The sequence below is a fragment of the Streptomyces sp. NPDC029159 genome (assembly GCF_055564055.1).
Genome location: NZ_JBVHWT010000002.1, coordinates 310719 through 331960, shown reverse-complemented (window position 1 = coordinate 331960; position 21242 = coordinate 310719). Strand labels below are relative to the sequence as shown.

The 21242-nt window shown below is 70.2% G+C and carries 14 protein-coding genes; 4 read left to right on the top strand and 10 right to left on the bottom strand.

The window, feature by feature from the left end; all coding sequences use genetic code 11:
* Positions 1–17 precede the first annotated feature (17 nt).
* From ACZ4U4_RS05660 to ngcE, 7 genes are all read right to left on the bottom strand, one after another.
* On the bottom strand, positions 18–1310 hold the full coding sequence (locus ACZ4U4_RS05660; protein WP_467869255.1) for a sugar ABC transporter permease: 1293 nt from the start codon (positions 1308–1310) through the stop codon (positions 18–20).
* Positions 1307–2107, bottom strand: a complete 801-nt coding sequence (locus tag ACZ4U4_RS05655) for an ATP-binding cassette domain-containing protein (RefSeq protein WP_467869253.1) — start codon at positions 2105–2107, stop codon at positions 1307–1309. Before ACZ4U4_RS05655 ends, ACZ4U4_RS05660 begins: the two co-directional genes overlap by 4 nt.
* 204 nt (positions 2108–2311) lie before the next feature.
* Complete coding sequence (locus ACZ4U4_RS05650) at positions 2312–3406, bottom strand: substrate-binding domain-containing protein (RefSeq protein ID WP_467869251.1); 1095 nt, start codon at positions 3404–3406, stop codon at positions 2312–2314.
* Between the two features lie 171 nt (positions 3407–3577).
* Positions 3578–4777: an ROK family transcriptional regulator gene (locus tag ACZ4U4_RS05645; protein ID WP_467869249.1), complete on the bottom strand. Its 1200-nt coding sequence runs from the start codon at positions 4775–4777 to the stop codon at positions 3578–3580.
* Positions 4778–5073: 296 nt separating this feature from the next.
* Positions 5074–5979 carry a carbohydrate ABC transporter permease gene (locus tag ACZ4U4_RS05640; RefSeq protein WP_467869247.1) on the bottom strand — a complete coding sequence of 302 codons (906 nt, stop codon included), beginning with the start codon at positions 5977–5979 and terminating at the stop codon, positions 5074–5076.
* Positions 5979–6902, bottom strand: coding sequence for a carbohydrate ABC transporter permease (locus ACZ4U4_RS05635; RefSeq protein WP_467869245.1), 924 nt, complete (start codon positions 6900–6902; stop codon positions 5979–5981). The genes ACZ4U4_RS05640 and ACZ4U4_RS05635 overlap by 1 nt, the downstream gene beginning before the upstream one ends.
* A gap of 58 nt (positions 6903–6960) precedes the next feature.
* Entirely contained in the window at positions 6961–8400 is a 1440-nt protein-coding gene (ngcE, locus tag ACZ4U4_RS05630) for an N-acetylglucosamine/diacetylchitobiose ABC transporter substrate-binding protein (RefSeq protein ID WP_467869243.1), read from the bottom strand.
* Positions 8401–8822: 422 nt separating this feature from the next.
* On the opposite strand from ngcE, the gene ACZ4U4_RS05625 reads away from it, so the two are divergent.
* The gene (locus ACZ4U4_RS05625) at positions 8823–12227 is read left to right on the top strand and encodes a GH92 family glycosyl hydrolase (protein WP_467869241.1); all 3405 of its coding nucleotides are present in this window, start codon (positions 8823–8825) and stop codon (positions 12225–12227) included.
* Between the two features lie 88 nt (positions 12228–12315).
* Here ACZ4U4_RS05625 and acnA read toward each other — a convergent pair whose 3' ends face one another.
* Positions 12316–15033 carry an aconitate hydratase AcnA gene (gene acnA, locus ACZ4U4_RS05620; RefSeq protein WP_467869239.1) on the bottom strand — a complete coding sequence of 906 codons (2718 nt, stop codon included), beginning with the start codon at positions 15031–15033 and terminating at the stop codon, positions 12316–12318.
* 405 nt (positions 15034–15438) lie between these two features.
* Here acnA and ACZ4U4_RS05615 point away from each other — a divergent pair, with 405 nt between their 5' ends.
* Positions 15439–15945 (top strand): DinB family protein, encoded by a 507-nt coding sequence (locus ACZ4U4_RS05615; RefSeq protein ID WP_467869237.1) that lies wholly within the window; start codon positions 15439–15441, stop codon positions 15943–15945.
* A gap of 28 nt (positions 15946–15973) precedes the next feature.
* On the opposite strand, the gene ACZ4U4_RS05610 is transcribed toward ACZ4U4_RS05615, so the two are convergent.
* A complete protein-coding gene (locus ACZ4U4_RS05610; protein ID WP_467869235.1) occupies positions 15974–16333 on the bottom strand; it encodes a GntR family transcriptional regulator in 360 nt (119 codons plus the stop codon).
* Positions 16334–17320, bottom strand: a complete 987-nt coding sequence (locus tag ACZ4U4_RS05605; RefSeq protein ID WP_467869233.1) for a DUF1648 domain-containing protein — start codon at positions 17318–17320, stop codon at positions 16334–16336.
* A gap of 79 nt (positions 17321–17399) precedes the next feature.
* Here ACZ4U4_RS05605 and ACZ4U4_RS05600 point away from each other — a divergent pair, with 79 nt between their 5' ends.
* On the top strand, positions 17400–18929 hold the full coding sequence (locus tag ACZ4U4_RS05600) for a helix-turn-helix domain-containing protein (protein ID WP_467869231.1): 1530 nt from the start codon (positions 17400–17402) through the stop codon (positions 18927–18929).
* A 269-nt stretch (positions 18930–19198) separates the two neighbouring features.
* Entirely contained in the window at positions 19199–21157 is a 1959-nt protein-coding gene (locus ACZ4U4_RS05595) for a CASTOR/POLLUX-related putative ion channel (RefSeq protein ID WP_467869229.1), read from the top strand.
* The last annotated feature ends 85 nt before the right edge of the window (positions 21158–21242 follow it).

The window sequence follows — 21242 nt, the reverse complement described above, 5'->3', positions numbered from 1 at the left end:
GCGGGTACGGGCCGGGCTCAGGTGCGTCCGGCGGTCTTCTGCGTCCGGCGGGAGAGCGAGTCGATGACGACCGCTGCGAGCAGCACCGCACCGGTGATCATGTACTGGATCTCGCTGGCCATGCCGAGGAGGTTCAGCCCCTGCTGAATCGACTGGATCACGAGCATGCCGAGCAGCGCCGACCAGATCTTGCCGCGGCCGCCGAAGAGGCTGGTGCCGCCGATGACCGCCGCGGCGATCACATTCATCAGGGTGTTCCCGGCGCCGAGGTTCTTGGTGGCGCCGCCGGAGAGGCTGGCGATGAAGAGACCGCCGAAGGCCGCCAGCATGCCGGAGACCGCGAAGACCGTGATGCGGATCCGGTTGACGTCGATACCGGCGCGGCGGGCCGCCTCCGCGTTGCCGCCGACCGCGAAGATCTGCCGGCCGTAGGAGGTGCGGCGCACCACGAAGTCGGCGAGGACGAGGACGGCGAGGAAGAGCACCAGGGCCAGCGGCAGCCCGCGGGCGCCGGCCGGTTCGTTCAGGACGTAGGCGACGGCGAAGGCGAGGACCGCGACGACGCCGGTGCGCAGCGCGATCTCGCTCGCCGGGCGGGACGGCAGCGCCGCGGCCCGGCGGCGGCGCGCCTCCCACAGCAGCGATCCGGCGTACGCCAGGACGGCGACGAGCGCGAGGCCGTAGGCGGCGGCCTTGTCCTCGAAGTAGTAGCCGGTGAGGTTCTCCACCACGCTGCCCGAGGGCGTGTTGATGGAGCCCTCCTTGCCCATCAGCCAGATCTGCAGCCCGCTCCAGCCGAGGAATCCGGCGAGCGTGACGACGAACGCGGGGACGCCGACCTTGGCGAAGAAGAAGCCGTGCAGGGTGCCGATGGCGGCGCCCGCCACGACGGCGAGGAGGACGGCGAGCCAGTCGCTGACGCCGTGGGTGACGCTCAGCACCGCCCACACCGCCGCGCCGACCCCGGCGACCGAGCCGACGGAGAGGTCGATCTCGCCGAGCAGCAGCACGAAGACGATGCCGACGGCCATGATGCCGAGGCCGGAGGTGTAGACGCCGATGTTGGCGAGGCTGTCGGCGGAGAGGAAGGAGCTGTTCTTCAGCTGGAAGACGACGGCGATGACGATCAGCCCGACGACGACCGGCAGCGACCCCAGCTCACCGCCGCGCAGCCGGCGGGCGAACTCGTCCAGATACCCGGCGAAGCCCTTCTCACGGACGAGGAGGCGGGGGTCGACGGCCGGGGCGGCGGGCGCCGCGCCGCCGTCCGGCTCGGTGGTGTCCGTCGTCTTCTTGGTGAGGTCACTCATCGCGCCTCCTCCTTCCTGCCCTGCTCGGTACGGGCCCTGCGGCGGGTGACGGCGTTGTCCGAGGCGCCGGTGATGGCCGCGATGATCTCTTCGTGCGAGGTGTCGGCGACGTCGAAGACGCCGTTGTTGCGGCCCAGGCGGAGCACCGCGACCCGGTCGGCGACGGCCTGCACATCGGCCATGTTGTGGCTGATGAGGATGGTGCCGAGGTTCCGCTCGCGCAGCCGCTCCACGAGGTCGAGGACCTGTGCGGTCTGCTCGACGCCGAGCGCGGCGGTCGGCTCGTCGAGGATGACGACCTTCGGCTCGCCGATCAGGGCGCGGGCGATGGCCACGACCTGCCGCTGACCGCCGGAGAGCGCCGCGACCGGGATGCGGACGCTGGGGATGCGGATGGACAGGGTGTCCAGCAGCTCCTTGGCCCGCTTCTCCATCGCGATCTCGTCCAGGACGCCCGCGCCACGCAGCTCGTTGCCGAGGTAGAGATTGGCGACGACGTCGAGGTTGTCGCAGAGCGCGAGGTCCTGGTAGACGGTGGCGACGCCCAGCTCCTGGGCGTCGTGCGGCTTGGCGATGCGGACCGGCGCGCCCTCCCACTCGATGGTGCCGTCGTCGACCGGGTGCACGCCCGAGATCGTCTTGACGAGGGTGGACTTGCCGGCGCCGTTGTCGCCGACCAGGGCGACCACCTCACCGGGGTGGATCTCCAGCGTGACGTCGGTGAGCGCCTGGACGGCGCCGAACCGCTTGGAGACCTTGCGCAACGCCAGCACGGGCGTAGCGGACACGGACATCATCTCCTTCGCCGCCTTCACAGGGGGCGGGACGGTGGTGCGGGGCACCGGGTTGTGCGAGGGGGGTGGGGTGCGGCGGGGCGCCGGGGTACGAGCCCTGCGGCGCGGGGCCGGGACGCGGGGCGGCCCGGGGCCGGTGCGGCGGCCGCCCGGGCCGCGGGTCCGGCGGCCGGTACCGCCGCCCGCGCCCCGGGCGGACCGGACGGGCTACTTGATGCCGGCCTTCTCGCACGCCGCCTTCACATCGGCGGTGCAGAGCTGGCTCGCCTTGTAGACCTTGTCCTTGATGATCGTGTCCTTGACGTTGTCCTTGGTCACGACCTGGGCGTCGTAGAGCTTCGCCGGGATGCCCTTGACGTCGCCGCTGAGGCTGTCGACCTTGGTCGGCGCCAGCGCGTCGATCTTCTCGCCCTTGAGGAGCTGCACCGCGATCTCGGCGGTGGCGTCCGCCTGCGGCTTGATCTGCTTGTAGATGGTGAACCCCTGGTCGCCCTTGAGGACGCGCTGCAGACCCGCCAGTTCGGAGTCCTGGCCGCCGACCGGGACCTTGACGCCCTGCTGCTTGAGGGCGGTGATCACGCCGCCCGCCTCGCCGTCGTTGGCGGCGTAGACGCCCTGGAAGCCGTCCTTGCCGAGCGAGTCGATGGCCGCGCTCATCTTCTTGTTGGCCTCGTCCGAGGACCAGTCCGGGATGTCCTGCTCGTAGACGATCTTCTTGACCTGCTTGTCGAGGACGGTGTGCGCGCCCTTCTTGAAGAAGGGGGCGTTGGCGTCGGTCGGCGAGCCGTTGATCATCACGACGTTGCTGTTCTTCGCGTCGCTGCCGAGCGCCTTGACCAGCGCCTCGCCCTGGAGGCGGCCGATCTTCTCGTTGTCGTAGGAGACGTACGCGGAGATCTCGCCCTCGGCGAGCCGGTCGTACGCGACGACCTTGACGCCCTTCTTGGCCGCCTGGTTGACCCAGGACTTGGTGGCCTTGTAATCGACCGGGTCCAGGATGATCACCTTGACGCCCTGCGTGATCAGCGCGTCGAACTGCTTCTTCTGGGTCTCGGTCTCCTGCGCCGCGTTGTTGTACTTGACCTCGCAGTCGGCGCAGAGCGCCTTGATCTTCGCCTCCATGAGCGGCCGGTCGAAGGTCTCGTAACGGGTGGTCTTGTTCTCCGGCAGCAGCAGGCCGATGGTCTTGCCGTCCCCACCCGCGGCCTTGCCGTCGCCGCCCGCCTTGCCGCAGGCGGCCACCGAGAGGGCCATCGAAACGGCGGCGGTGCCTATGACGGCGCGACGCGTCCAGACATTCATGTGAGCTTGCCTCCCTGACGAGGCCGCGTCCTTGCGGCCGAGGTGGCTGGAAGTCAACTCGGCCGCTGGCGGGCCGTCAAGGAGTAAATCCTTAACGAGATGACAACGGTGCCATACGTTAGGTGCCTGAAGTCAGACGCAGCTCAGCCACCGGCCGTGCACCGGGACTTGTCAGGCGGACGCCGCGCCGTGGACGGCCTGCGCGCCGTCGAGCAGGGTGGCGTCGCCCATCTCGCTGAGCACCAGCGCGAGCGCCCCGAGCACCTCCGCGCGGCCGCCCAGCGTGCCGGGCACGATGCCCAACTGCCGTGCCGCGCTGGGGATCGCGTACCGCGACACCGACTCCCGGATCGGCCCGAGCACCAGCTCCCCCGCCTCCGCGAGATCGCCGCCGAGCACCACCCGGCTCGGGTTGAGCAGATTGCAGAGGTTGGCGACGCCGCTGCCCACGTGGCGGCCCACGTCCGCGATGACCCGGCGGCACCCGGGGTCGCCCTCGCGGGCCAGCTCCACCACGCGCGCCATCGTCAGATCCGGTCCGTGGCTCGGCTGGAGCAGCGGCAGGACGTAGCGGGCGGCGGTGAACGTCTCCAGGCAGCCGCGGTTGCCGCAGCGGCAGACCGGCCCGGACTCGTCGAGCGTGATGTGGCCGATCTCGCCCGCCGTGCCGCCCGGCCCGCGGTAGATCCGCCCGCCGATGACCAGCCCGGCGCCGACCCCGCTGGCCACCTTGATGTACGCCAGGTCGGCGGCGCCCCGCCCGCTGCCCCAGACCAGCTCGCCCAGGGCGCCGAGGTTGGCGTCGTTGTCGACGTGGACGGGGACGCCGAGGCGCCCGGACAGCTCGGCGCCCGGGTTGGTGCCCGTCCAGCCCGGCAGGATCGCGGTGGAGCCGAGGGTGCCCGATTCGACGTCGATGGGGCCCGGCACGCCGAGCCCGACGCCGATGACCTTGTCCGGGGCGATGCCGGTCGCCTCGACGAGCCGGGCGACCAGCCGCTCGGCGCGGCCCAGCCCCTCGGCGGCGGAGGCGTCCACGTCGATCGGCTCGGCGTCCTCGGCGAGCACCTGGTGGGCGAGGTTGCCGACCGCGACCCGCAGATGGGAGTGGCCGAAATCGATGCCGACGACGATGCCGGCGTCGCCGGAGAGGGACACGCTGCGGGCCCGGCGCCCCCCGGCGGAGGTGGGCGTCACCTCGACGGTGCCGCCGTCCTTCAACTCACGAACGATGTTCGAGACGGTCGCCGCGGACAGCCCCGTGCTCCGGGCGATCTCCGCCTGGGTGAGTGAGCCCGCCATGCGTACCGCGCGCACGACCCGCTCCAGATTGGCCCGGTGCAGCGAGGACTGCGACCCCGGAGTCTCCATCGGCTCATCCACTCCCGCCTGAGGCGTACGGCACGACGACCGCCCACCCGGCCGGACCACACCAGCGGGGCCCGGCTTGTCTCCAACATGTGAATCTAAGCTGAGCCGTACGGATCACCTCCCGTCAAGTCCTCGACCGGAGGTGGCAGGGGCAGGACGGGCGCCCGCGCCGGAGCGGACCGACGCCCCGGAGCACGCCGGCGAGGGCGCCGGAGGGCCTGCCGCGCCGGGCGCTCCGGGCAGCCGAAAGCCCCGCGCCCCGGGAAGGCGGCGCGGGGCCCTCGCAGCCCCGGCGGCTACTTGAGCGCACCGGCGGTGAGACCGGCGACCACCTGCCGCTGGAAGATGATGTACGCCGCGAGCACCGGCAGCATCGCGATGGTCAGCCCGGCGAAGAGCCCGGACCAGTCGCCCTTGTACCCCTGGCTGACCGCGAGCGCGACCAGTCCCTGGGTGAGCATCTTCTTGTGCGGGTCGCCGACGTTGAGCACCGTCGGCAGCAGGTACTGGTTCCACTGCCCCAGGAAGTTGAAGATGCCGACGCTGATCAGGCCCGGCTTCGCCATCGGCAGCATGACCTGGAAGAACGTCCGGGTGTGGGAGGCGCCGTCGATGAGCGCCGCCTCCGCCACCGAGGTCGGCAGCGTCTTGAAGAACCCGCTGAGGAAGAAGACCGTGAACGGCAGCGAATACGCGATGTAGACGCCTATCAGCCCCTGGTAGGTGTCCAGCAGCGCCATGTTCTTCATGACGAAGAAGAGCGGCACCAGCGCCAGGATCACCGGGAAGCCCATACCGCCGACGAAGAGGAAGTAGAGGAAGCGGTTGCCGGGGAAGTCGAAGCGGGCCAGCACATAGGCCGCCATCGAGCCGAGCACCATCGTGCCGATCAGCGAACCGCCCACCACGATCAGCGAGTTGAGGAAGTACTCGCTCATGTTCGCCTTCTCCCAGGCGCGCACCCAGTTGTCCGGGTGCAGCACCGAGGGCAGGCTCCAGGGCGAGCTGAAGATCTCCGCGTCGTCCTTGAAGGAGGAGACCACCGCCCACAGCAGCGGCATGGTGACGAGCAGGCCCCAGATCACCAGGACGCCGTGGGAGAAGACGTTCAGCACACCGCCCTCGCCACCGCGGCGCCCCGCGCGGCCCGGCCCGCCCTTCGGCGCGGCGTGGCGGGCGGCGGGCTCGGTCTGCGCACTCATCAGAACTCCAGTCGCTCGCGCCGTCCCAGCCGCATCACGACGGCGGAGAAGACGAGGGTCACGATCAGCAGGGAGACGCCGATGGCGGTCGCGTATCCGGCCTGACCGTCGCGGAAGGTCCGCTGGTAGACGTAGAGCGGCAGGACCTCGGTCGAATAGTCGGGGCCGCCCGGGCCGACGCTCATGATCTGCACGAACGCGAAGGCGGAGACGTCCAGGGCGAGAATTCCCATGTAGATCCAGCCGGTCTGCACGGTGTCCCACAGCAGCGGCAGGGTGATGCGGAAGAACGTGTTCACGCGGTTCGCACCGTCCAGCAGCGCGGCCTCGTAGAAATCCTTGGGGATCGAACTCATCCCGGCCGAGAACAGCACCACGTAGAAGCCGACATTGGCCCACACCATCGCGCCCATGACGCACCACAGCGCGAGTTGCGGGTCGCCCAGCCAGTTCGGCTGTACTCCGTCGAGACCGATGGCGCCGAGAAAGGCGTTCAGGGCGCCGCTCTCCGGGTTGTACGCGAATTGGAAGAGCAGCGCGACGATCGGGACGGAGAGTACCTGCGGGAAGAAGTAAATGATCTTGTAGACGCCGGATCCGCGCACCCCGCCGATGACCGCCTTCTTCCGGCGGCGGCCACCGACATTGAGCATGAAGGCGAAGAACAGTCCGAGACTGAGCGTGACCACGGGAAGCAGCAGCAACAGCGTCACGCTGTTTCCCACCGCGGCCCAGAAGACGGAGTCATGGAAGAGGCGTATGTAGTTGTCGAAGCCGACCATCCGCAGGTTCGGGCTCAGGCCCGTCCAGTCCGTGAGGGAGTAGTAGATGGCCTGTACGAAAGGTGAGATCACGAAGACCGCGTAAATCACCAGCGGAACGATCAGGAATCCCGCGATGAAACGGTATTTACCGTGCTGCATGACTGCCGGTCCCGTTCTTGCGCTGCGGATGGTGCCGGTGGCTCGCTCCCCTCATGGGTCAGCGCTTGTACTTGGTGACGCTGGAGTCGGCGCGGGTGTCGTCCGCGTACTTCTGGATCTTTTTGATCGCCTCGTCGGGCGTCATCCGGCCGGCCATCATTTCGCCGATGGCGCCGACGCCGATCTTTTCCTTCTGCAGCGCGACGTACCAGTCCTGGAGCCGGGGGTTGAGGACGTTGTTCCCCGCCTTTTCCAGCACCGACTGTGCGGAGGCGAGCCCCGGCGGCAGCTGGACGCCGTCCGTGCCGCCGTTCAGCGAGGTCAGCGAGGAGACCTGCTTGATGAAGTTCTGCGCCGCCTTCCTGCCGAGCATGACGCGCAGCAGCTCCATGCCGCCCTCGGCGTTGTGCGCCTCCTTCGGGACGATGTACGGCTCGCCGCCGGACGCCCAGAGGGTGCCGAAGGGCATCTTGTCCGCGGCGGAGAGGCTGGACGGGGCGCCGACCGCGAGCTGGAAGTGCGGGTCCCGGGCGATCTGCTTGGCGGACTCGTTCTCCACCCAGGAGCCGTTGGGGATGAAGAGCGCCTTCCCCTCGGCCCAGGCGGTCTGCGACTGGAGGTGGTCGAGACCGGGCGAGCCCTTGAGGATGTAGCCCTTGCGGTACAGCTCGTAGTACGCCTCGAACGCCGCCTTGACCGCCGGGTCGTGCCAGGCGTTCGGCTCCAGGTTGTCGATCCGCCGCAGCACCTCCGGCCCACCGATCTTGCCGATGAAGGGGTAGAGGGAGAACGGGAAGTAGTAGGGGTACTTACCCGGGTACGTCCACCCGGCTATCCCCTTCTTCTTGGCCTTCGCGCAGAGCGCGAGCATATCGTCCCAGGTCTCTGGATACTCCGCGTCGAGTTTCGCGAGATTACCTCTCGAATACCACACGCCGTAGACGGTGTACGCGTAGTAGAGAATCCAGGTTTCCTTGCCGCCGAACTGTCCCATTTCGACGACACCGGGGCGCAGCGTGTCGCGGACCTTCTTGGCCGGGTCGTCGATCGACGGGGCGTCGAGAAGGGCGTTGAGGTCGGCCAGCTGATCCTTGCTGACGAGGGTGCCGAAATCCATCTGCTCGGCGCCGGAGTTGTCGACGAGGTCCGGCGGGTTGCCACCGTTGAAACGCGGCTGCAGCGTCGACTGGATCTTCTGGGTGGAGGTCAGCTTGGCCTTTCCGGCGGCCTTCGGAAAGGCTTTGGTGTACTCCGCCAGCGCACTCTTCGCATAGGCGTCGCCGAAGCCGCCGTCGAAGATCACGACGTCCAGACCTGCGCTGTCGTTGACGGCGAGCGGATTCTTCGCCGACTTGGTGCCCTTCGCCGCCTTGTCGCCTGCGCCACCACCGGAGCTGGCGCAGGCGGAGAGGAAACTCATCGCGGGAAGCGCGACGATTCCCATGGCCGCCGCCCGCTTGACCAGATCGCGCCGGTTGAATTCCGAGGTGGATCCCATGCTCAAGTCCTCGCCTTCTTCAGGACTCAGGCGGTGCACGAAAATCCCCGGCACCGCAGGTCGTCAGATGGAGCTGAGTGGTACGGGATGTGCGCCGGGTCTGCCGGGAAACTGCGGGCACATTCGACCGCCCGCATTTCCCCCCGGATCCACGGCCGTTGACGGACCGTTCGGACGCCGACAGGTATAGTCCACTTTCGGGTGACGGGGCAAGATCGAATGCGCTGTTCCTTACTCTCTTTCCCGAGTTGAGACCTGGTCGAACCGGCCGGGCGCACCCCGGCGCGCACCCTGCCGCACCACGGCACGCACCCCGGCCCGCACGCCTTCTCCCCCACCCTTGACACCCACCGGACCGCCCTCCTTACTTGTCTCTACTCGCTCCAACTGACAACGATGTCAACCACGTTGAGAGGGTTCGCGTGCGGATCGGACACCGACACACCCCGCTACGGAGGCTCGCCCGCCCCACCGCGCTGGTGGCGGCGGCGCTGCTCACCGTCACCGCCTTCGGCCCGGCGGCCCAGGCCGTCCCGCACCAACCCCCGCCCGCCGCCGGGGAGTTCCGCTCCTCCTTCGAGCCGGGGCAACCGGCGCCCGGCTGGACCGACACCGCCGACCGGGACCCCGAAGGACACCCCCGGACGGACGGCGTCACCCCGCCCTCCGGCCCCGCCGCCCCGGGCATGGCCACCCGCATCGGCACCGGGCCCGAGTCCACCCCGACGTCCAAGAACGGCGCCGGTTTCTCCGGCCGGCACGCCCTGGAGTACGCCGGCACCCACACCGCGTCGGGCCGCGGCTACGCGTACAACAAGGTCTTCGCCGTCCACACGCCCGTCACCGCGGACACCACGCTCTCGTACAAGGTCTTTCCGCAGATGGCGACGGCGGATCCGGAGTACCCGGCCACCCATGTCGCGGTGGATCTCGCCTTCACCGACGGCAGTTACCTCAGCGAGCTGGGCGCCACCGACCAGTACGGGGCGCCCCTGACACCGCGCGGTCAGGCCGGTGCGCGGATGCTCTACGTCAACCAGTGGAACGCGCGCACCGCCCGCATCGGCGCGGTCGCCGCCGGGAAGACCGTCGCCCGGATCCTCGTCGCGTACGACGCCCCGCGCGCCCCGCACAAGGCCCCGGCGTTCCGCGGCTGGATCGACGACCTCACCCTCGGGCGGCAGGCGCCCGAGAAGCCGCGCGCCCACCTCTCCGATTACGTGCGGACCACCCGCGGCACCCTCTCCAGCGGCAGCTTCTCGCGCGGCAACACCTTCCCGGCGACCGCCGTCCCGAACGGCTTCACCTTCTGGACGCCGGTGACCGACGCGGGCTCCACGGACTGGCTCTACGAGTACGCCCGCAGGAACAACGCCGACAACCTCCCCACCCTCCAGGCGTTCGCCGCCAGCCATGAGCCCAGCCCGTGGATGGGCGACCGGCAGACGTTCCAGGTCATGCCGTCCACCGCGGCGGGCACCCCGGACGCCTCGCGCACCGCCCGCGCGCTGCCGTTCCACCACGAGAACGAGACGGCCCGGCCGCACTACTACGGCGTCACCTTCGACAACGGCCTCAAGGCGGAGATCGCCCCCACCGACCACGCCGCCCAGATGCGCTTCACCTTCCCCGGCGACGACGCGAACCTGATATTCGACAACGTCAACAACAAGGGCGGCCTCACGCTCGACCCCGAGCACGGTGTGATCAGCGGCTACTCCGACGTCAAGAGCGGGCTGTCCACCGGCGCCACCCGTCTCTTCGTCCACGGGACGTTCGACGCGCCGGTCACCGGGGGCGGGCGGCTCGACGGGGGCGGCGGTAAGGACGTCACCGGTTATCTGCGGTTCGCGCCCGGCAAGGACCGGACGGTGACGCTGCGGCTCGCCACCTCCCTGATCGGCACCGCCCAGGCGAAGGCCAACCTCGACCGGGAGATCCCCGCCGGGACGCCGTTCACCACCACCGAGCGCCGGGCGCAGGCCCAGTGGGACGACCTGCTGGGCCGCGTCGAGGTCGAAGGCGCGACCGGCGATCAGCTGACCACGCTCTACTCCAACCTCTACCGGATGTACCTCTACCCCAACTCCGGCTCCGAGCAGGTCGGTTCGCGCGTCCGTTACGCCAGCCCGTTCTCCCCGCCGACCGGCGAGGACACTCCCACGCACACCGGCGCGAAGATCGTCGACGGCTCGGTCCACGTCAACAACGGCTTCTGGGACACCTACCGCACCGCCTGGCCCGCCTACGCCCTGCTCACCCCCGGCCGGGCCGGGAAACTGGTCGACGGCTTCGTCCAGCAGTACAAGGACGGCGGCTGGACCTCGCGCTGGTCATCGCCCGGCTACGCGGACCTGATGACGGGCACCAGCTCGGACGTGGCGTTCGCCGATGCCTACCTCAAGGGCGTGCGCTTCGACGCCGAGGCCGCGTACGACGCGGCGGTGAAGAACGCGACGGTGGCGCCGCCGCAGTCCGGGGTGGGCCGCAAGGGCATGACCACCGCACCGTTCCTCGGCTACACCTCGACCGACACCCGCGAGGGCCTGTCCTGGGCGCTGGAGGGCTATCTCAACGACTTCGGCATCGCCCGCATGGGACAGGCGCTGTACGCGAAGACCCACAAGCCGCGCTACAAGGAGGAGTCCGCCTACTTCCTCGGCCGGGCCCGGAACTACGTCCGCCTCTTCGACCCCGCGGTCGGCTTCTTCCAGGGCCGCAATGCGCAGGGTTCCTGGCGGTTGCCGCCGGAGAAGTTCGACCCGCGCGTCTGGGGCCACGACTACACCGAGACCAACGCCTGGACGTACGCCTTCCCCGCCCCGCAGGACACCCGCGGCCTGGCCAACCTCTACGGCGGCCGGGCGGGCCTCGCGAAGAAGCTCGACGCGTACTTCGCGACGCCGGAGACGGGGACGAAGGAGTTCGCCGGTTCCTACGGCGACGTCATCCACGAGATGACCGAGGCGCGCGACACCCGCATGGGCATGTACGGCCACAGCAACCAGCCCTCGCACCACATCGCCTACCTCTACGACGCGGCCGGACAGCCCTGGAAGACCCAGGCGAAGGTCCGCGAGGTGCTGTCCCGGCTCTACGTCGGCAGCGACATCGGCCAGGGCTACCCGGGCGACGAGGACAACGGCGAGATGTCCGCCTGGTACGTCTTCGGCGCCCTCGGCTTCTACCCGCTCGTGATGGGCGAGGGCGAGTACGCGGTCGGCTCCCCGCTCTTCACCAAGGCCACCGTGCACCTGGAGAACGGCCGCGACCTGGTGGTCAACGCCCCGCGCAACAGCGCCCGGAACGTCTACGTCCAGGGCCTGCGGGTCAACGGCGAGCCGTGGACGTCCACCGCGCTGCCGCACGCCCTGCTCGCCCGCGGCGCCACCCTGGACTTCACCATGGGCGACCGCCCCTCCGCCTGGGGCACCGGCGAGAACGCCGCCCCGACCTCCCTCACCCACGACGACAAGGTGCCCGGCCCGCCCGCGGACGTCACCGACCCGTCCGCCGGCCCGCTCTTCGACAACACCTCCGCCACGGCGGCGCCACTCACCCCCACCCGCATCGACCTGCCCCAGGCCACCCGGGTCAGCACCTACACCCTCACCTCGGCCGACCACACCACGGCCCCCAAGGGCTGGACCCTGGAGGGCTCCACGGACGGCACCCACTGGAAGCCCCTCGACCACCGCACCGCCGAGACCTTCCGCTGGGACCACCAGACCCGGCCGTTCACCGTCCCGTCCCCCGCGCGGTACGCGCACTACCGCCTCGTCCCGGAGGGCACGGGGACGCTGGCGGAGGTGGAGTTGCTGGGGTAGCCGCGGACACGCCGAAGGGCCGCACCCCGCTCGGGCGGGGTGCGGCCCTTCAGACGTTCCGGCCGTCAGGCGGCCGGGGCGCCCAGGATCAGCTGTTGATCAGCGAGCGCAGGACGTACTGCAGGATGCCGCCGTTGCGGTAGTAGTCCGCCTCACCGGGGGTGTCGATGCGGACGACCGCGTCGAACTCCACGCCGGAGTCGGTGGTGACCTTGACGGTGCGCGGGGTGGTGCCGTCGTTCAGCTCGGTGACGCCGGTGACCGAGAAGGTCTCCTCGCCGGTCAGGCCCAGCGACTCGGCGGACGCGCCCTCGGGGAACTGGAGCGGCAGGACGCCCATACCGATGAGGTTCGAGCGGTGGATGCGCTCGTACGACTCGGCGATGACGGCCTTGACGCCGAGGAGCGCGGTGCCCTTGGCGGCCCAGTCGCGGGAGGAGCCGGAGCCGTACTCCTTGCCGGCCAGGATGACCAGCGGAATGCCGGCGGCCTGGTAGTTCTGCGACGCGTCGTAGATGAACGAGACCGGCGCGCCCTCCTGCGTGAAGTCGCGGGTGAAGCCGCCCTCGGTGCCCGGCGCGATCTGGTTGCGCAGGCGGATGTTGGCGAAGGTGCCACGGATCATGATCTCGTGGTTACCGCGGCGCGAGCCGTAGCTGTTGAAGTCGCGGCGCTCCACACCGTGCTCGGTGAGGTACTTGCCGGCCGGGGTGTCGGCCTTGATGGCACCGGCGGGCGAGATGTGGTCGGTGGTGACCGAGTCGCCCAGCTTGGCGAGGACGCGGGCGCCCGCGATGTCGCCGACCGGCGACGGCTCCATGGCCATGCCCTCGAAGTACGGGGGCTTACGGACGTAGGTCGACTCGCCGTCCCACTCGAAGGTGTTGCCGGTCGGGATCGGCAGGGCCTGCCACTGGGCGTCGCCCGCGAAGACATCCTCGTAGGACTTGTTGAACATGTCCTCGCCGATGGCGTTCGCCACGACGTCGTTGACCTCGGCCTCGGACGGCCAGATGTCCTTGAGGAAGACCGGCTTGCCGTCCTGGTCGGTGCCGAGCGCCTCCTCGGTGATGTTGATCTTCATCGAACCGGCCAGCGCGTACGCGACGACCAGCGGCGGGGACGCCAGGTAGTTCATCTTGACGTCGGGGTTGATCCGGCCCTCGAAGTTCCGGTTGCCGGAGAGGACCGAGGTGACCGCGAGGTCGTGGTCGTTGACGGCCTTGGAGACCTCCTCCGGCAGCGGGCCGGAGTTGCCGATGCAGGTGGTGCAGCCGTAGCCGACGAGGTTGAAGCCGACCTTGTCGAGGTACGGCGTCAGACCGGCCTTGTCGAAGTAGTCGGTGACGACCTTCGAGCCCGGGGCGAGGGTGGTCTTGACCCACGGCTTGCGGGTCAGGCCCTTCTCCACGGCCTTCTTCGCGACCAGCGCGGCGGCGACCATGACGTACGGGTTCGAGGTGTTGGTGCAGGAGGTGATGGCCGCGACCGTCACCGCACCGTGGTCGATCTGGTAGGTCGAGCCGTCGGGGGCGGTGACGGTGACCGGGTTGGACGGCACGCCGTTCGGGGAGACGGCCGGGGCGTCGGACGCCGGGAAGGACTCCTTGCCGGCCTCCTCGTCCACGGAGACGTAGTTGCGCACGTCGGTGGCGAACTGCTGCGCGGCGTTGGCGAGGACGATGCGGTCCTGCGGGCGCTTCGGGCCGGCGATCGACGGGACGACCGTGGAGAGGTCGAGCTCCAGCTTCTCGGAGAAGTCGGGCTCGGCGGCCGGGTCGAGCCAGAGGCCCTGCTCCTTGGCGTACGCCTCGACGAGCGCGACCTGCTGGGCGTCACGGCCGGTCAGGCGCAGGTAGTTCAGGGTCTCGTCGTCGATCGGGAAGATCGCGGCGGTGGAGCCGAACTCCGGCGACATGTTGCCGATGGTGGCGCGGTTGGCGAGCGAGGTGGCGGCGACGCCCTCGCCGTAGAACTCGACGAACTTGCCGACCACGCCGTGCTTGCGGAGCATCTCGGTGATGGTCAGCACGAGGTCGGTGGCGGTGGTGCCGGCGGGCAGCTCGCCGGTCAGCTTGAAGCCGACGACGCGCGGGATGAGCATCGAGACCGGCTGGCCGAGCATCGCGGCCTCGGCCTCGATGCCGCCGACGCCCCAGCCCAGGACGCCCAGGCCGTTGACCATCGTGGTGTGCGAGTCGGTGCCGACCAGGGTGTCGGGGTATGCCTGGCCGCCTCGGACCATGACCGTCCGGGCCAGCTTCTCGATGTTGACCTGGTGGACGATGCCGGTGCCCGGGGGGACGACCTTGAACTCGTCGAAGGCGGTCTGGCCCCAGCGCAGGAACTGGTAGCGCTCGCGGTTGCGGCCGTACTCCAGCTCGACGTTCTGGGCGAAGGCGTCGTTGGTGCCGAACTTGTCGGCGATGACGGAGTGGTCGATGACCAGCTCGGCCGGGGCCAGCGGGTTGATCTTCGCCGGGTCGCCGCCGAGCTCCTTGACGGCCTCACGCATGGTGGCGAGGTCGACGACGCAGGGGACGCCGGTGAAGTCCTGCATGATCACGCGGGCCGGCGTGAACTGGATCTCCTGGCTGGGCTGGGCCTGGGAGTCCCATCCGCCCAGCGCCCGGATGTGGTCGGCGGTGATGTTCGCGCCGTCCTCGGTGCGGAGCAGGTTCTCCAGCAGCACCTTCAGGCTGTAGGGCAGACGGGCGGAGCCCTCCACCTTGTCCAGCCGGAAGATCTCGTACGACTCGTCGCCCACCTGCAGCGTGCTGCGGGCGTCGAAGCTGTTCGCCGACACGACAGTCTCCTTCATGCATGAATTCGCGCGTACCACCGCATCCTGCCGTCGCAGGTCCGCACCGATCCGGTAAGGTAAGCCTTAGTTAGGCACGCCTTACTGGCGCGGCGGCGGTACGCCTTGGGCAGATATCTCGATGTCGAGATAACTCTAGTACATCGCCGCGGCCTGGTCATGCCCCGGCGGGCCTGTTACCGCATCGCGCCGCCCGCCGCGACCACGAACGTAAGGCCCGCGGCCGGGCGGGCGCGCGCAGACGGGGCTGTTCGGGTCGGGCCCCGAGGCCGCCCGCCGTGGCGCAGATCCGCGGGACAGCGGCGCGGCACGGGCGGTAGGTTCGGCCCGCTGCCCGGCCGGGCGCCGCGCCCGCGGTGCGCCGGGGCCGGGCCGGGAACGGGGGCACCCATGACCGTCGAACGGATCGATCCGCCGCGCACCGGCGGCGAGCGGGAGACGCTCCGCGCGTACCTGGACTTCCACCGCGCCACGCTCGTCATGAAGTGCGCGGGCCTGACGGACGACCAGCTGCGCCGCCGGGCCAGCCCGCCCTCGGCGCTCTCACTGCTCGGGCTGGTGCGGCATCTGGCCGAGGTGGAGCGGGCGTGGTTCCGGCGGGTGGTGGGCGGCGAGGACGTCCCGCTGCTCTGGTCGCCGGAGGGCGACTACCAGGCGGCGTACGACGCGCGGGGTGCGACGCGGGCCGAGGCGTTCGCCGCCTGGGAGGCGGAGGTGGCGCACGCCCGCCGCATCGAGGCGGCGGCGCCGTCCCTCGACACCGCGTACCACGCGGCCCAGTGGGGCGAGGACGTGTCACTGCGGACGGTGATGCTGCATCTGATCCACGAGTACGCGCGGCACAACGGCCACGCCGACTTCCTGCGTGAGGCCGTGGACGGGACCACCGGGGCCTGACCCCGGGGCCCGTCGTCATACGGGCAGGTCAGCGCGGAGACAGCCCCTGGCGCACCACGCCGACGATCTCGTCGTCGGTCAGCCCGAGCTGCCGCGCCTCGGCGATGAGGCGGTCGGCCGCCTCACCCAGGCGCGCACGGGCCGGGGACGCGGCGCCGGTGACCACCGCGCCGCGGCCACGGCGGAGTTCGATCAGCCCCTCCTCCTTGAGGCGCTGGTAGCCGCGGAGGACGGTGTGGACGTTGACGCCGAGCGAGGCGGCCAGCGCCCGGCCGGCGGGCAGGCGCTCGCCCGCGCGGACCGAGCCGTCGGCGATGGCGCCGCGGACCGCGGCGGCGATCTGATCACCGAGCGGCACGGCGGAGCGGGGGTCGACCCGGAACAGCACTCAGTCTCCTCGGTGCGGACGGGCGCGGTCGAGCAGGGTGTTCAGCAGCGCGGCGGCGGTCGCCGCATCGTCGACCGTCACCACGAATTCCCGGCCGCTGCGCAGCTGCAGGACGATCCCCTCACCCGATCGGAGCACCAGCCCGCTGCGGTGTGCGCGGACGCGGTAGCCCCAGCCGCCGAAGTCGGCGAACGGGTCGATATTTCTGCAGGTGGCCTCGGTGACCCGGTCGAGGGGGATGCGGCGGAAAGCGTACGGCAGCAGGGCGGGCGCGAGGGCCAGCCCACGCCGGTCGACGGTCACCCGGACCGAGGCGAGCACCCCGGCCAGCGCGCCCGCCAGCCCCAGCGCGACACCGGCGAACGGCCCGGCCACGAAGCCGAGATACAGCCCGGCGCAGCAGGTGACCAGGCCGACGACGGCGAGCAGCGGGGAGCCGGCCGTACGGCTCCATCCGGCGCGCTCCCCCGCCGCCAGCGGCAGCCGCGGCGCGCCCTGCGGACCGGACGGCTCCGGGCGGGGCCGCGGGCCCCCGAGCCACAGCCCGACGGCGCCCGCGAGCAACCCGGCGGCGACCACCACCAGCACCTCCCACAGCGGCACCCGGACCTCGTCCGCCCGTACCGCACCGGCGTTGGCCAGCAGCGTCATACAGGCCGCGGCGGCGAGGCAGGCGGCGAGGGACCAGCCGGTGGCGAGCACCCAAGGGGCGGCAGGCGCCATACGCCGCGCACGGGCGAGGACGGCGGCGCCGGCCCCCAGGGCCAGCAGCGCGAGAACGGCGCCGAGGGCGAATCCGCGGACCGAGGTGAAGCCGTCCGCGGCGCCGCCGGCACCGAAATGGGTGGCGAGCGGATCCGGCAACCGGTCGGCAGTCTGGTGATGGACGCCGACGACGACGGCGACCGCGACCAAGAAGGGGAACGCGGCGATCGCGACCCGCAGGGTGTCGGTCGGGGGACGGGTGAAGGGAGTGGCAGGGTTCATGTCGACCTCCAGTTATTCGCATAGTAGTAGAACAACTGGCGAAAATGACCACATCTCATATCTGAGATACGGTCATGCCATGGCAGACGACTACCTCGAACGCATCGGCCGACTGATCCGTGACGCCCGGCAGCACCGTGGTTGGACACAGACGCAGCTCGCCGACGCTCTCGGCACCAGCCAGAGCGCGGTCAACCGCATCGAACGCGGCAATCAGAACATCAGCCTTGAGATGATTGCCCGCATCGGCGAGGCCCTGGACAGTGAAATCGTGTCGCTCGGCTTCCCCGGGCCGATGCATCTGCGCGTGGTCGGCGGCCGCCGGCTCTCCGGCTCCATCGCGGTGAAGACCAGCAAGAACGCCTGCGTCGCGCTGCTCTGCGCCTCACTCCTCAACGCGGGCCGCACCACCCTGCGCCGGGTCGCCCGGATCGAGGAGGTCTACCGCATCCTCGAAGTGCTCAACAGCATCGGCGTGCGCACCCGCTGGATCAACGACGGCAACGACCTGGAGATCGTGCCGCCCGCCGAGCTGGACCTCGCCTCGATGGACAACGAGGCGGCCCGCCGCACCCGCAGCGTCATCATGTTCCTCGGCCCGCTGCTGCACCGCATGGACCACTTCCGGCTGCCGTACGCGGGCGGTTGCGATCTCGGCACCCGTACGGTCACCCCGCACATGACGGCGCTGCGCCACTTCGGGCTGGAGATCACCGCGACCGACGGCGTCTACCTCGCCGAGGTCGACCGCACCGTCACCCCGCGCCGCGCGATCGTCCTGACCGAACGCGGCGACACCGTCACCGAGAACGCGCTGCTGGCCGCCGCCCGCCACGACGGCACCACCGTCATCCGCAACGCCTCCTCCAACTACATGGTCCAGGACCTCTGCTTCTTCCTGGAACAGCTGGGCGTACGGGTCGAGGGCGTCGGCACCACCACGCTCACCGTCCACGGCGTCGCCCACATCGACCGGAACGTCGACTACGCCCCCTCCGAGGACCCGGTCGAGGCGATGAGCCTGCTGGCCGCCGCCGTCGTCACCGAGTCCGAACTCACCATCCGGCGCGTCCCGGTGGAGTTCCTGGAGATCGAGCTGGCGGTCCTGGAGGAGATGGGCCTCGACCACGAGCGCAGCGCGGAGTACCCCGCCGACAACGGCCGCACCCGGCTGATCGACCTGACGGTCCGCCCGTCCAAGCTCCAGGCGCCGCTGGACAAGATCCACCCGATGCCGTTCCCCGGCCTCAACATCGACAACGTCCCGTTCTTCGCGGCCATCGCCGCCGCCGCCCAGGGCCAGACCCTGATCCACGACTGGGTCTACGACAACCGCGCCATCTACCTCACCGACCTCAACCGCCTCGGCGCCCAGGTCAAGTTGCTCGACCCGCACCGCGTCCTGATCGACGGCTCCACCCGCTGGCGCTCGTCCGAGATGATGTGCCCCCCTGCCCTGCGCCCCGCCGTCGTCGTCCTCCTCGCCATGATGGCCGCCGAGGGCACCTCGGTCCTGCGCAACGTCTACGTCATCAACCGCGGCTACGAGGACCTGGCCGAACGCCTGAACTCGGTCGGGGCCCAGATCGAGACGTTCCGGGATATCTGATCCGCCTCGCGCCGGACTCCCGGCGCTCCCCCACCACGCCCTCGCGTCCCGCCGTTCCGGCGGATGCGGGGGCGTGACTGTTTTCCGTGCGGCTCGGCAGCCCCCGAAACATGTTCGCCCGTACCTGGCTTGATCCCGTCGAAAGCCCCCGAACGGGTCAATCGGAGGCTCAAGTTCCTTATCGCGTAAGGGTTCAGGGTTAACTGATCTTCAAATATGGCGACGTGCCGGAGCGCGGGGGAAGCCGGTTCGGTGAGGGAGTTTTTCAGGTGGGTAGAAAGCTACGGGGCCTGCGGGGCCGGTTGCGGTACTGGTTCGACGGGACGATGGACCGGGGGACGCCGGCTCTGATCGGCTGGCTGGGGCTCGCCTCGGTGGTGCTGATCGCGGCGGTGACCGTGCTGGTCGTGCTCTTCACCGACGAGGACACGGAGAAGAACGGCGGCTGGCTCGGTGTCGTCTGGATGAGTGTGCTGCGCACGCTCGACCCCGGCACGATGGGCGGGGACACCGGCGGGCCGGTCTTCCTCGGGCTGATGCTGGTCGTGACGATCGGCGGCATCTTCATCGTCAGCGCCCTGATCGGTGTGCTGACGACGGGACTTGAGGCCCGCATCGAGGAGCTGCGGCGCGGGAAGTCGCGGCTGGTCGAGCGCGGGCACACCGTGGTGCTGGGCTGGTCGGAGCAGGTGTTCACGGTGCTCGCGGAGCTGGTGGAGGCCAATCAGAGCGAGCGGCGCTCGTGCGTGGTGATCCTCGCCGACCGGGACAAGGTCAAGATGGAGGAGGAGATCCGCCGCCGGATCCCGGAGACCGGCCGTACGCGGGTGATCTGCCGCTCCGGGAGCCCGTTGCAGCGGCAGGACCTGGAGCTGGTGAGCCTGGACGCGGCCAAGTCCGTGATGGTGCTGCCGCCGGTCGGGGACGACGGCGACACCGAGGTCATCAAGGTGCTGCTGCTGCTCAACAGCCGGGCCTGGAAGCGGGAGCGGCCCAACATCGTGGCGGCGGTGCAGAGTTCGCCGAACCTGGCCGCGGCGCGGCTGGCGGCCGGGGATGCCGCGCTCGTCATCGATGCTGACGACATCGCCGTACGGCTGATCGTGCAGTCGCACCGGCAGTCCGGTCTGTCGACCGTCTTCAACGAGCTGCTCAGCTTCGAGGGCAACGAGATCTACCCGTATGCGCCGGGCCCCCTGGCGGGTGGCACGTACGGCGAGGCACTCAACGGGTTCGAGCTGGGCGTCCCCGTCGGACTGCGTCGGGAGAACGGGGAGGTGCAGGTCAACCCGCCGATGGAGACGGTGATTTCGGCCGAGGACAGGATCCTGGTGATCGCGGAGGACGATCTGCTGATCCGGCGGGCAGGGACCCGGCCGGAGGTCGTCGAGGAGGCGATCACCACGGGCAGCGGCGGGGAGTCCACGCCCGACCGCACGCTCGTCATCGGCTGGAACTCCCGTGCGGCGAAGATCATCAAGCTGCTCGACCGGCTGGTGGAACCCGGTTCGGTGATCGATGTCGCGGCGACCCGTGAGCCCGCGGCGCTGCCCCGGGAGGGCCTGGAGAACCTCGCCGTCGGCTTCCGCCGCTGCGAGCCGACGCACCGGCCGTCGCTGGAGGCGCTGGGGCTCGACCGCTACCGCCACATCATCGTGCTGACCGACGACGACATCGGCTCCGACCGCGCCGACGACCGCACGCTGGTGACGCTGCTGCACCTGCGGGACATCGCGACCCGCACCGGCACCCCGTACTCGATCGTCACGGAGATGAACAGCGACGCCAACCGGGAGATCGCGCAGGTCACCAAGGCGGACGACTTCATCGTCAGCACCAAGATCATCAGCCTGCTGCTGACCCAACTCGTCGAGGACCGGAAGCTGTACGCCGTCTTCAGCGACCTCTTCGACCCCGAGGGGTCGGAGATCTACCTGAAGCCCGCCGGCAGCTACCTCGCGCCGGACACCCCGGCCAACTTCGCGACGGTCATCGAGGCGGCCCGGCAGCGCGGCGAGACCGCCATCGGCTACCGCCGCGCGAGCGAGAGCGACACCCCGCCCGGGTACGGCGTCGTCCTCAACCCGCCCAAGGGCACGCCGCTTTCGCTGCGGGCGGACGATGCGATCGTGGTGCTCGCCGAGACCGGGCGGATCTCCGCACCGGTGCCCGCGGCCCGTACGGAGCCGGACCGGAAGGGGGCCGGGGCGAAGGCGTCCCGCGGCTGATCCCGGCGCCGTTCCGCAGTGGCCCCGCCCCCGGTGCATCCGGGGGCGGGGCCACTCGCTATCACCCACACGGGTGATGAAGGGG

What these genes read in the sequence shown, in the direction of transcription:
- ACZ4U4_RS05600 (WP_467869231.1), top strand. Translation starts at nt 17,400, where the DNA reads ATGGCAGACGACTACCTCGAACGCATCGGCCGACTGATCCGTGACGCC.
- ngcE (WP_467869243.1), bottom strand. Translation starts at nt 8,400, where the DNA reads ATGGGATCCACCTCGGAATTCAACCGGCGCGATCTGGTCAAGCGGGCG.
- ACZ4U4_RS05605 (WP_467869233.1), bottom strand. Translation starts at nt 17,320, where the DNA reads ATGAACCCTGCCACTCCCTTCACCCGTCCCCCGACCGACACCCTGCGG.
- ACZ4U4_RS05615 (WP_467869237.1), top strand. Translation starts at nt 15,439, where the DNA reads ATGACCGTCGAACGGATCGATCCGCCGCGCACCGGCGGCGAGCGGGAG.
- ACZ4U4_RS05650 (WP_467869251.1), bottom strand. Translation starts at nt 3,406, where the DNA reads ATGAATGTCTGGACGCGTCGCGCCGTCATAGGCACCGCCGCCGTTTCG.
- ACZ4U4_RS05645 (WP_467869249.1), bottom strand. Translation starts at nt 4,777, where the DNA reads ATGGAGACTCCGGGGTCGCAGTCCTCGCTGCACCGGGCCAATCTGGAG.
- ACZ4U4_RS05660 (WP_467869255.1), bottom strand. Translation starts at nt 1,310, where the DNA reads ATGAGTGACCTCACCAAGAAGACGACGGACACCACCGAGCCGGACGGC.
- ACZ4U4_RS05640 (WP_467869247.1), bottom strand. Translation starts at nt 5,979, where the DNA reads ATGAGTGCGCAGACCGAGCCCGCCGCCCGCCACGCCGCGCCGAAGGGC.
- ACZ4U4_RS05655 (WP_467869253.1), bottom strand. Translation starts at nt 2,107, where the DNA reads ATGATGTCCGTGTCCGCTACGCCCGTGCTGGCGTTGCGCAAGGTCTCC.
- ACZ4U4_RS05635 (WP_467869245.1), bottom strand. Translation starts at nt 6,902, where the DNA reads ATGCAGCACGGTAAATACCGTTTCATCGCGGGATTCCTGATCGTTCCG.